Source organism: Rossellomorea sp. GQ25 (assembly GCF_059758515.1).
Window position 1 is genome coordinate 12581 of sequence record NZ_JCAXEQ010000010.1, and the last position, 12454, is coordinate 25034.

The window sequence follows — 12454 nt, forward strand, 5'->3', positions numbered from 1 at the left end:
TAAACAGGAAGGAATGTGAAAAAAATGAGTAACGGAATTTTCAATATCCCAACACCTAAAAATGAGCCTGGTAATTCATATGCCCCAGGTACAAAAGAAAAAGAAACATTAAAGGCAGAATTAAAACGCCAATCGAATATCGAAGTCGATATCCCTGTAATTATTAATGGAGAAAATATTAAGACAGATACAGTGAAGCAAGTGGTTATGCCGCATGATCATCAACATGTTTTGGCAAACTTCTCCCAAGCTGGAGAAAAAGAGTTGCGTGATGCTGTAGAAGCGGCAATGGCTGCAAAAGAATCATGGGCAAATATGCCGTGGGAACACAGAGCATCCATTTTCTTAAAAGCTGCTGATTTAATCTCTGGTCCATACCGTGACGTAATAAATGCTGCTACGATGTTAGGACAATCCAAAACAGCTATTCAAACTGAAATTGATGCTGCACAAGAATTAGCAGATTTCTTACGTTTTGGCGTTGATTATGCCAACCAAATTTATCAAATGCAACCGGATAGTATGAAAAATATTTGGAATCGTTTAGAATACCGTCCATTAGATGGTTTTGTATTGGCCATTTCTCCATTTAACTTCACAGCAATTGGTGGAAACTTACCATCAGCTCCTGCAATAATGGGGAACGTGGTCGTTTGGAAACCAGCAACAACTGCTATACTATCAAACTACTACTTTATGCGTATTTTAGAAGAAGCAGGATTACCAAAAGGCGTAATCAACTTCGTCCCTTCTCGTGGTTCACAAGTATCGGAAGTAGTATTAACAGACCCTCGTATGTCTGGATTCCATTTTACTGGTTCAACAAGTACGTTCCAGACAATTTGGAAAACAGTAGGAGAAAACATTACAAACTATAAATCATATCCTCGTTTGGTTGGGGAAACGGGTGGAAAAGACTTTGTATTTGCTCACGAAACTGCACAAGCAGACAAAGTAGTAGCTGGACTTGTTCGTGGTGCGTTTGAATACCAAGGTCAAAAATGTTCAGCAGCCTCTCGTGCATACATCCCAGCAAGCATGTGGGAAGAAGTGAAAGCTGGTGTAATGGAAGAAACGGCTAAGCTTAAAGTAGGGGATATCAGAGACTTTACAAACTTCATGGGTGCGGTAATCGATCAAGCAGCTTTTGACTCAATCACAAGTTACATCGACTATGCTGCAGATTCTGAAGAAGCAGAAATTATTGCTGGTGGTACGTATGATGATTCAGTTGGATATTTCGTTCAACCGACAATCATTGTGACAACAAATCCAAACTTTAAAACAATGGTAGAAGAAATTTTCGGACCAGTATTAACGATTTATGTATATGAAAATGATCGATTAGAAGAAACACTGACTGCAGTGGATACAGCGTCTATGTATGCATTAACAGGCGCGATCTTTGCACAAGATCGTCAAGCAATTATGCACTTGGAACGCCGCTTATCCGGTGCAGCTGGAAACTTCTATATCAACGATAAACCAACTGGTGCGGTGATCAATCAACAACCATTTGGCGGTTCTCGTGGTTCTGGTACAAACGATAAAGCAGGTTCTGTATTCAACATGATTCGTTGGACCAGTCCTCGTATTATCAAAGAAAACTTTGCTCCAACTACAGAAATTGCCTATCCATTTATGGATGAAGAATAATGTAAGAAAGAGGTTGCCGGTTATCAGCCTTTCGGCGGGTTTAAAATGTCCGGTATGATTCCAAATCCGGGAATCCTGATTACCTGATTTACATGCAGGAAAGACCATTTCGGAAAAATTCTAATTAAGCTTCTTTTGACAAAAGCTCTCCCGACAAGGGGGAGCTTTTCGCTTTTCATTCAGAAATTAAACGCTATAATAGGAATAATAAACTCTCGCGGAAAGGTAAGATTCCTATGGAAGCAAAAGACTTAATCCTCCAAGCTGAAGATATCCATAAAGCAACTGAATTAATCAGTTCAAAATTAGGCAACCCCGTGATCATTGAAAACAAAAATTTTGAATTGATTTCTTACAGTTCCTCTTTCAATAAATTCGATCAAACACAGCAAAAGACGATCCTCACGAAAAAATGTCCGATCTTCATCATCGATCGACTGAAAAAAGAAGGTATCGTACACCGACTCGAAAAACATTCTGATCCGATCCGGGTTCAAGCTATGGAAGAGTTAGGGTTCCACCAACGTGTCGTCATTGCCGCAAAGTACCTTGGGAATACTATGGGATATATTTGGGTCCAGGAATCAAGCCACCTTCTCCAAAGTGAAGAGCTTGCTTTCCTTGAAGAGATCTCCCCTCACCTTGGAAACCTGATTAATGATATTTACGCGAAGGTCAATGTCAAAAAAGACAAAAAAGAAGAGGTATTGTGGCATCTCCTGCAGCACGAATATGGAAGTGAAAGCCAACTGCGCCATGATGCATCCCTGGTCAAGCTGACATTGCCGGAACGGTTCACTGTAGCTGTTTTTTCGATAACATCACCACAATATAAGCCTATGCTCGACCATCTTGAGAGGCTGGTTCACGAATCCCGCTTCCATACAAATATTTATACGTTGAAAACGGAATACCAAGTGATTCTCGTTCTCTACGGCAAAGCAGATAAACCGTTTTCTTCGCTGGAATTAGCCAGAAATTTAGTCGAAAAGGTCAAAGAACAAACAGGCGAAGAACAATTTTATAACTTCTTGATCGGGGTCGGAAAGGAATACACCTCGTTATATCAAATGAGAAAGAGCTTTTTGGAAGCGTCAGAGGTCATTGAGACCGCGAACTTCATCAGTCCGCGTCCTGAATCGATGCCGCGGGAATTTGCTCAATTGGGAATTTATCGGTACTTGCCTACCCTCTATGAAAAAAACACCTCAAAGGATTATTATAGTGATGACTTGTTGTCATTGCTCAAGAATGATGTCAAGAAACAGACAGATCTGCTCCGGACTCTTGAAGTGTTTTTGGCGAATGACGGAAAAGGTAAACAGACCGCTAATGAATTGTTTATCCATCCGAACACTTTGAATTATCGAATCAAAAAAATACAAGAGCTTACTACTATTGATTTCAATAACTTCAATATGAAAGTATACCTATATACTGAATTACTGCTGTTGAACAATGTTGAAGCATATTATCAGCGTTATAAAGATGCTTTGAAAGGAATTTGATCTCGCGTATAGAGTTTTATGAAAGCTTTTGACCCTTGGGACCCGGCCTGGATCACCAGCTTAGGAAATTTAAAAATATCTTCTATTGAGACGAATGAGTCGGGTCCATCCATTTTGGATCGGGCTTTTTCTAAAGGCATAGCCTCGCCAAGTTTTCTTTATGTTTATCTTTAACTTTAAGTGTTCTTTTGTTCTGGAATTCGTCCTAGTATCTTTAAAAATTAACCTCATTGATCAAAGAATACTATTTTAGTAACTCAGCACGTTGCCCAGGGATGCCTTTCATTGCTAATTCTAGTGCAGTTTCTGCGTGAATACTTGTAGTATCAAACAGTTTCTTACTTGTGTCACTCGGTTGGACGAGGAGCGAGATTTCAGTACAAACTAAGTATCACAGCTTAGGCACCTTTCTCTCTTAATCGTTCAATCACAGCAAGATACTGTTCCTTCGAATGCTGAAGAGTTTTCCTTTGACATAGTTCATTAAAAATAACATTGTGAACCATTTCTTTTTCCTCTTGGTTGGGAGTGACTACTTGTATATTATGTTTCATTTGGAAACGATCTTTATTTAGGTGTACCTTATTATCAGTTAGTAACCTCATTTGATCCGAGTAACGTAGATTCAGGTGCAATAACAATTGTTTTATAATGCTGTGGACTTTTAGTGAAAAAATTGCTGATGAAATTTGACTCTGTATACAGATAAAGACAGGATGTTATTTAAAAATGAAAGGCAATTCCCTGAATATAAAACAGATTATTTCAATCTGAGGTACATGCTGTAATGGATGACGAGGATACAGTCATATAGGCAAGAAAGTAGAAGAGAGAATTTTAATGAAGATACGTTATTAAACTAACTGGTGCTTTAGTTGAAGACATTCAGTGATTTTAGTATTAAGGCAATATATTAACTGCTAAAGAAGAATCCATTTTGATCAATCTTTTTCAAAATGGATTCTTTTTATTTATCGTAAAATATGGGTTTTTAAGGTATTTTTGATCAAACTTTATTTCAAAGCTACAGTTATTCCTTTAGGGTCTATCCAGTTTTTTTATCTATTTTGCTCATTGTTGAAATGAAGGTAAAGACTGTACAAATGAGAAATAATAGATAATGTGGGAATCCTCAAGCACTTTCCTTTACCCAACCACGTAAAACCCTTATAATCATACAAATAGATTCATGTTCTCTTCGTGCACCAGCGAATAAGAGTAACCTGCTGCTTCCGCAGTCCAGGTTACTTTTTTATTGGAACGGGTACGATAATAGAGAATGAAAAACGGTGTGAAAGTAAGGGTATGATGAAAAAATGAAACAGTTACATAGACAGTATGTATGGCTGGGGAGGATCCTCGCATCAGACCCCGGCCGGAAAAGATTTCAGCAGGCGGGTAAGGCAACGATCAGTTTAATATCGGCTGTATTTACAATGCTTTTTTTATTAAAACTATTCGATCACACAGCCATTACACCGGCCATTGTGTCAGGGATGGTGGGGATGCTCGGTATCTTCGTCGTCATGGATGACACAACTGCTAAGAAAAAGGTGACTACCCCGTTGATTGGTGTGGCGGTAGCGGTTGGAATCACAATAGGCTCTGCCTTTGCTCATTATAGTCTCGTGGTAAATATCCTACTGGTAGGAGCGATATTTAGCGCTTTTTACTTCTCCCGATTTGCCATCCGGTATTTTTCCATGGGAATGGCAGGTTTTATGTCGATTTATATATCATCGATTCTGCAGCTTGATGTGGCTCACCTATCATGGTTCTATATCGGGATTGTGATTGGTGTCGTATACGCTTTTCTTTATAATTTCATTATCTTTAAAGGCTCGGTTCATGTGTTACGAAGAAGCATGCGTTCATTTCATATTCAATCCAACTTGACGTTTACGATTTTGATGAAGATGATCGAGGATCCGGACACGAGTAGTAAACGGAGGAAGCTTCTTGATCGAAATGTTCGAAGGCTGAATGAGTATGCAAGAATCGTAGCCAGTGATATCAATGAGAATGATTTGAAGAAGCTATGGCCTGGTATCGAGCCTTCCCAATTGCGTCTCTATGTTTTTGATACAGAGATGTTGATTCAGACGTTAACCGATTCTTTGAAGCGCCTCAAGGAGTTGGATGCCTTAGAGGTTACGGAGCTTAGACGCTTGTTGGTCTGGGTTCTCCGTTCGCTCCGTGATGCTGAGGTACTGGCCCAGGATTATGATCCCCGTTCTCTTGAAGAAGCGGAAATAGCCATCCAGGGCCTTCGTCTTCTTTTAACAGAGATGTTGAATCAAGAAGAAAAGCCTAAAGGCTGGGTGTATCTTCTAAGGCGCATCGAGTCCATTGCCAATCATGTGCTGGAAGCAGCCATCACCATTCAAGAGTCGCTGAAGGTTTCAGAAAGCAAGGAAACGAACATAGAGAATAAGGACGAGTCTGAGGAGGAGGAAAAAGAGGATAAGTCTGAAGAAGAGACTAAGAGTTTAAAACCTTCTACCCGTAAGGCGATTCAAGCTCTTGTAGCCGGTACGTTAGCGATTATTGTAGGGGAGCTGATTGCTCCTGCACAGCCCTACTGGGTACTGTTAACGACCTTTATTATTCAAATTGGCACAGAGTCAGTAGGAAGAACCTATATGAAGGCCTTTCAGCGATCGGTTGGAACGGTGATCGGGGCTATACTTGGATTCGGAGCGGCAAAACTCGTTTCAGGAAATTCTGAGCTTGAAGTTTTTCTTCTGTTTGTCGTTCTGTTCCTGGCCTTCTATCTTTTCACGGTTTCTTATACACTTATGAGCCTATTCATTACGATGCTCATCGCGTTTATGTATGACCTGCTCCTGGGCGGGATCAGCATGCAACTAATGGGGGCGCGAGTCATTGATACAATTGCTGGAGCAGTGATTGCCCTGACTGTCTCGGCGTTTGTATTTCCAAAGAAAACGAAGGACAAGGTGGCAGACGCCTTTGATGATTTTCTTGAAGAGCTTGGAGGGTATGTTTCTTCCTATGTAAAAACCTTTACGAATATTGAAGATAAACCATTAACAGATCAAGCCTTTGATCTCGATCAAAAGCTTCAGGGCATAAAGGATGAAGCACAATCTCTTCTGCAACGACCTGGTTCCATGACACGATCGGGGATTGGCCGTTGGATCACGGTAGTGACAGCCACTAACTATTACGCGAAGCACCTGCTTGCTTCATCCCATAGAAAAGTACCAGCGCAGGTTTCTGATGAACTAAATAGCGTTTTTCAGCAGACAGAAGAGAAAATCACTCATAACATCGAAACGTTACGTGAGCTGCTAAAAGAAAAAGAGAACGCTCGAGTTTTATGGAGTTTAAGCGAGGAACGGGAAAAGATCGAAACCCTGGCACCAAGCAGACTGAAGTCACAGATGGATCTGATTCATCACCTCTACTATGTGTGGAAAATCAATCAATCGATTGTAGCTCTTGGTGAGGAACTGGGTGCGGAAGTGAAGGGAATAAAAACAGAAGGGTAAAGCGGAACATCGCTTACTCTTCTGTTATTTTTTTGTTTCTAAGGTATTGTAACGATTTGTCGGAAGGCTTCATTACGCAATAACGTGCTGAGGTACGGTATATAAATGGTCGATTTAATAAACTTTTTGTCAGAAATTGTTTTAACCCATCATTCTTCGGGAAAACCATACCATCAATACATTACATTTATATAATCGTGAGGTGGAGGAAATGGCAGCCCAAAGCTTATTGCTGACCAAAGAAGATATGAAAAACCCTGATCTTGTTCCTGAATGGGTTATTGAAGAATATAAGAATTTTCACGAGGTAGTAACAGATCGAACGTTTCCTTGTTACTTCGGTATGACCGGAGAGAAAAAAGGAGAGCTTCGCTATTCGTATATAAGTCATGATAATTGGAAGCATCTTCCCGAAACGATTCAAGAGTTTATCGAATTGTTTGATGTACCAGAAGGAGAGCGGCTGATTCGTCACGGATTCTTTTTGTTTGTGGAACCGGAGGATGAGGAGAGGTCCGTCCCTCATTATCGTGAGTATTTCTGGAAGATTCTGCAGTTTCTTCATGATGAGGATGAGGAGGCTTGGCCAGAGGATTATCCGGAGGATCCGGATCATCATTTGTGGGCGTTTTCGTTTGCCGGGGAGCCGTTTTTCGTGTTTGGGAATGCTCCTGCTTATAAGCAGCGAAAGACGAGAGACCTTGGGAATAGCTTGGTATTAGGCTTTCAGCCGAGAAGGATCTTTGAAGGGTTGGAAGGAACATCAAAGGGTGGCATTATGTCCCGTGAGAAAGTAAGGGAGCGGGTCGAGAAGTGGGACGGCTTACCGAAGCATCCGAATATCAGCCATTATGGGGACCCTGAACACCGTGAATGGAAGCAATACTTTATCGGAGACGATGTGGAGCCGATTGAAGGTAAATGTCCTTTTCATCATAAATAAGAAGAAGAGTGTCAGGTCACTGCCTGACACTCTTCTTCTTAATATATATCTACATTCCCACTGGAAACGGAAATATTGATGGTGTATTTACCAGACCCTCTCACACCTGAAAGGTCTCCATCGTCTATCTTCTGATTTTTTAGTGGAAGATTGCAGGAAATGTCTCCGCTGCTTGCTTTTCCGTTCAGCTTAAAGCTCGCGTCTTCCGGCAGATCCAGGTTGACACCTCCAGAGCTTACATCAAAATTCAGGTTTCCCTTTAGAGTGTCCATCGAGACAGTTAATTCACCAGATGATAAGTCCCCTTCAAGTGGACCTTCGTAGTTCGACAATTCTACATCCCCGGAGCTGATATCCACATTACCTTCTTTTGTGGAGAGAGCATTCACGACTAAGTCTCCGGAAGAACCATCATGTTCGAATACATTCGTCTCAAGGTTTTCAAGCGTCATGTTTCCGGAACCCATATCCACGGATAACTCATCGAGTTTCATTCGATTCGCCTCGGAATCTCCGGCAAATTGTAAGTTACCGGAGCCAATCTCGATTTCTATACTTCGATCATATTCTTTTGGAATGTACACGGTTACGTTTGATTTGCGGTTGAATCCTACCCATTCATACCATTTATGCTTTACAGCCACTTCAATGGTATCGCCTTTTTCAGCTAAAGTCAGCGTTCCTTTTCCTTCAATGTCGACCTTTACTTCATTCTGATCCGTAGGGATGACTTCTGTGTCGCTGCCTTCCATTTTAAGATCGATGTGATCGATTTTGTCCGTTACCGCGATACGTTCCCCTGACTGACTTTCTTTAGCAAATAACGATGTATTGTCATTCAGGATGACGTATAGCGTTCCAAGTGCAAGCAGTGCAATGATCACGGCAAAAGCATTTTTCATAACTATCCCTCGCTTTGGTTTGTTTTTCCATTTTATAGTTTTATTTTAATGCAGCTGCCGGTTCATCACAATGAGCCATAGGATTATTTTTGAATCAGACCAGAGGCCGAGTTCGTGCAGGATATGTAATAGAGAAAAGACCGGCCTTAGGTGACCGGTCTGAACATTTATTTTGCGATAAACATTTGCGTCCAATAAACTCCCTGACTAGGATCCTTCGCTGTTCCCACGCCAATATGAGTGACTTGTTTGTTTAAAATATTTTTGCGGTGACCGGGACTGTTCATCCAAGCGTTAACGACAGATTCAGGTGTTTTTTGTCCAACGGCAATGTTTTCAGCTGCTGTGGAGTAATTCACCCCGAAGTTCTCCATCATTTCAAAAGGTGACCCATACGTTGGAGAGGTATGAGAGAAATAATCATTTTCCTTCATGTCCTCTGATTTCATCTCTGCCACATTCGCTAACTCTCCATCCATTTTCAGGGCACTAAGTCCATTTTTCTTACGTTCCTGGTTGGTTAAATCCACTACCTGCTTCACAAATCCACTTGCATCGGATGCCTGTGCATCTTGTTTGGGCTGACCCTCTGCAGGCGGTTCCGGTTGTGCTGTATTCGGTTCTTGTGCAGGCTGATCCGGCTGACGGGCTTCATCATTACCGGGCGCATTTTCCTCACCGCGATCAAAGTGGGTAAATTCACGTAAGCCCCCATTTGGGTCTATCGGAGCCATGAAACGATGAAGGGGAGTTTGGTTTCCTTGCATTCCATCCATCCGATCCCTGCCATCGTTATCATAAGTAACAGGATCGTAATTCACGTTTTGTGTATCCATCAGGTTATCGTTTGCACCGTTATTGTTACAGGCAGTCATCAGCATAAACGGGATGACAGCACAGGCTGTTATGGAAAAAAATCGTTTTCTCATGTCAGATCCTCCAATATTTTTAATTGCCTTTTATAAGCAGGCATTTAACAGTCATTAATATGTACTCTCTACGTGTTCTTTATCCTGTTAAAAATAGGGTTTGCCTCTCTATTAAAGAGGATTTTGTGATTTGGACCCGAATAGTATTGATAAGAAAAAAGGGGGTTTTTCATAAATGGAACGAAAGCGATTACGGGAAATGGGAGGCAGTATCGGCTCCTATTCAAGCGGGAAGTATAACAGCATTACCGATATTGAGGGAGTGAAGGTCGGACATAAAACCCTTCACTATGAACATGACGGTACCGTGGTAAGAACGGGGGTAACGGCGGTTTTACCTCATGATGGCAATCTGTTTCGTGATAAAGTATGCGCGGGTTGCCATGTAATCAATGGCTTTGGAAAAACCGTCGGGACGATTCAAATGGAGGAGCTGGGTGTCATTGAAAGTCCTATTCTCTTGACGAATACTCTTTCCGTTGGGGATGTATTAAAAGGGACTGTTCAATATATGCTGGACGAAACACCTGAAATCGGCGACACAACGGGGACAGTAAATGTCGTTGTAGGAGAATGCAATGATGGCTTCCTCAATGATATCCGGTGCCTTCATGTGAAGCCTGAGGATGCCCAAGATGCCATTTTTCAGGCACATTCGGGACCCGTGGATGAAGGGTGCGTTGGAGCGGGAACGGGAATGCTTTGTTTCGGGTATAAAGGTGGAATAGGAACAAGTTCCAGGGAGTATGTCTTTGGAGATGAGAAGTATACGGTGGGAGCCCTCGTATTAACGAATTTCGGTCAAAGGAAGGATCTCAGGGTACCTATCCTTAACACAGGGAAGGATCAAAAAACACCTGATGGATCAATCATGATCATTCTGGCGACGGATGCACCTCTAAATGAAAGGCAGCTTAAACGACTTGCTAAACGTGCTTCATTCGGCCTTTCAAGAACGGGTTCGTATGGAGCACATGGGAGTGGTGATATTGTTCTTGCATTTTCTACTGCACACCGCATTCCACATCAGCCTTCCAATGATAACACGATTCCGTACGGTTTCATTAAAGAAGACGGACTCATCATCTCTACTCTATTTGAAATGGCAGTGGATAGCGTAGAAGAAGCCATATGGAACTCTCTCTGTAAAGCGCAAACCACAACGGGCAGGAATGGGCGAAAGGTGGAAGCGATACCTTTAGGTTTGCTTATGGATGGACTGATGAAATAAGAGCTGAACCTATATTCGTTACTCTCTAGGATTTTTTCTTTAAATGGAAATTTAGTTAACCATCAAGAAAATGGGGTATACCATATATATGCGTACGAACAATTTAGTTGAAGGAAGTGACAGTCATGGAATATACCCCTATGCCTCTTTCGTTCTTCCAACAGCCCACTTTGGAACTTGCAAAGTCTTTGTTGGGATGTGTGTTAGTGAAAGAGACGGAGGAGGGAACAGCTTCAGGTTATATTGTGGAAACGGAAGCGTATTTAGGGCCAGCGGATCGGGCAGCTCACAGCTATGGGAATAGACGGACGAAGCGGACGGAAGTCATGTTTCAGGAAGCCGGCAGAATCTATACATATGTTATGCATACTCACTGCCTGGTCAATGTAGTGAGCGGAGAAAAAGAAAAACCCGAAGCGATTCTCATTAGAGCGGTTGAACCCCTTGATGGCTTGAGGCTAATAGAAAGAAGAAGACCGGGTCATGTGAGAAAAAATTGGACAAATGGTCCAGGAAAGCTGACAAAAGCGTTAGGCATAACCATGGAAGATTACGGAGGCAGCTTTCTGGAACCCCCTCTCATCATTTCAAAAGGGTACCAACCTGAAGACATTGCGGAAGGGAAACGAATTGGGATAGATAACACGGGAGAAGCCAAGGATTATCCGTGGAGGTTCTGGGTTAAGGACAATCCTTATGTATCAAGGTAATCATTTTTGGGAATTTTCTAATAATCAATTAAAAAATAACCCATATGTACTATGTTTGTGGTATATTTTTCTTGTAAGGTAAAAATCATATACTGTCAATTCGAATGGGAGCTTTGAACCTAAATGATAGATGGGCGCTTACATTTAGGGGAGCTAGTAGCGCAACCGGCCACATACGAACGTAGGAATACGTTTTTGTGTGGTTTTTTTTATAAACTATAGAGAGTATAGGGGTCCTATGAACATCTTTACTATTTTTCAAAACGACTATATTTATCATGATTTTCAGCCTTTATATGAAATGGGCAAGCATCAATCCCTCTATGCATATGAGGGCCTGTTACGAAACAAGTATAATGAAAATCCCGAAAATGTTTTTCAGTCTGCGATGAAAGCAAATATCTTGTATAAGCTTGATACCTTATCCATTTCAAAAGCTCTTGAAAGCTTTATAGAGAATGGACTGAAGAATTGTAAGTTATTTCTTAATATTTATATCACAACGATTCTTCACCCAAGCTTTCATACCTATTTTTATGACCTCATGAAGAAACATCCTGAAATAAAGGGGCGTCTCGTGCTGGAGATTAATGAGTCGAGTGCTGAGGAGCTGTGGCAGAACCCAATATTAAAAGAGTCTCTCGAAGAACTTAAGCAATATGGTGTTTGGTATGCGATTGATGACTTCGGGCAAGGGACCTCTTCCATCAAGAAATCCATTGAATATGAACCTGAAATCATTAAGCTGGATCGCTATTTTGCTTTGAATCTGGCTCAAGACGATAAGAAACAACGATTCCTTTCCTTTTTTAATCAATTCTACGGTAAGGATACGTTAATTGTGTTAGAAGGCATTGAAACCAAACAGGATATGCAAGTGGCAAAGGACATTGGGATTACAATAGGGCAAGGCTTTTATCTGGGGAGGCCGAGTCGATTATTAGCTTAAATGGGAAGGGTGACTCTGAAGCGTAGGAGTCACCTTTTTTCTTGGATATCTGCAGTGGTATCGAACGAATTGAAATAAAATTGAAAATATTTAAAATTTACATTAAACTTG

At 41.4% G+C, this 12454-nt stretch carries 9 protein-coding genes and 1 riboswitch; of the genes, 7 read left to right on the top strand and 2 right to left on the bottom strand.

Annotated elements, in window-relative coordinates; genetic code table 11:
• Positions 1–24: 24 nt before the first annotated feature.
• The 4 genes from pruA (at position 25) to AC6CIB_RS21280 (ending at position 7622) form a co-directional block, all read left to right on the top strand.
• Complete coding sequence (pruA, locus tag AC6CIB_RS21265) at positions 25–1656, top strand: L-glutamate gamma-semialdehyde dehydrogenase (protein ID WP_498284094.1); 1632 nt, start codon at positions 25–27, stop codon at positions 1654–1656.
• Between the two features lie 236 nt (positions 1657–1892).
• The gene (locus AC6CIB_RS21270) at positions 1893–3164 is read left to right on the top strand and encodes a PucR family transcriptional regulator (RefSeq protein WP_498284096.1); all 1272 of its coding nucleotides are present in this window, start codon (positions 1893–1895) and stop codon (positions 3162–3164) included.
• A 1316-nt stretch (positions 3165–4480) separates the two neighbouring features.
• A complete protein-coding gene (locus AC6CIB_RS21275) occupies positions 4481–6679 on the top strand; it encodes an FUSC family protein (RefSeq protein WP_498284098.1) in 2199 nt (732 codons plus the stop codon).
• A gap of 211 nt (positions 6680–6890) precedes the next feature.
• Positions 6891–7622 carry a YqcI/YcgG family protein gene (locus AC6CIB_RS21280; protein ID WP_498284100.1) on the top strand — a complete coding sequence of 244 codons (732 nt, stop codon included), beginning with the start codon at positions 6891–6893 and terminating at the stop codon, positions 7620–7622.
• 38 nt (positions 7623–7660) lie between these two features.
• On the opposite strand, the gene liaG is transcribed toward AC6CIB_RS21280, so the two are convergent.
• Both liaG and AC6CIB_RS21290 read right to left on the bottom strand, forming a co-directional pair.
• Positions 7661–8524, bottom strand: coding sequence for a LiaG family protein (gene liaG, locus AC6CIB_RS21285; protein ID WP_498284102.1), 864 nt, complete (start codon positions 8522–8524; stop codon positions 7661–7663).
• Positions 8525–8691: 167 nt separating this feature from the next.
• Positions 8692–9453 carry a CAP domain-containing protein gene (locus AC6CIB_RS21290; protein WP_498284104.1) on the bottom strand — a complete coding sequence of 254 codons (762 nt, stop codon included), beginning with the start codon at positions 9451–9453 and terminating at the stop codon, positions 8692–8694.
• Positions 9454–9628: 175 nt separating this feature from the next.
• Between AC6CIB_RS21290 and AC6CIB_RS21295 the strand changes: the two genes are divergently transcribed.
• From AC6CIB_RS21295 to AC6CIB_RS21305, 3 genes are all read left to right on the top strand, one after another.
• Complete coding sequence (locus AC6CIB_RS21295; protein ID WP_498284106.1) at positions 9629–10684, top strand: DmpA family aminopeptidase; 1056 nt, start codon at positions 9629–9631, stop codon at positions 10682–10684.
• Positions 10685–10809: 125 nt separating this feature from the next.
• Entirely contained in the window at positions 10810–11394 is a 585-nt protein-coding gene (locus AC6CIB_RS21300) for a DNA-3-methyladenine glycosylase (RefSeq protein WP_498284108.1), read from the top strand.
• A gap of 99 nt (positions 11395–11493) precedes the next feature.
• A riboswitch (cyclic di-GMP riboswitch) is annotated at positions 11494–11574 on the top strand.
• 58 nt (positions 11575–11632) lie between these two features.
• Positions 11633–12343, top strand: a complete 711-nt coding sequence (locus AC6CIB_RS21305; RefSeq protein WP_498284110.1) for an EAL domain-containing protein — start codon at positions 11633–11635, stop codon at positions 12341–12343.
• Positions 12344–12454 lie beyond the last annotated feature (111 nt).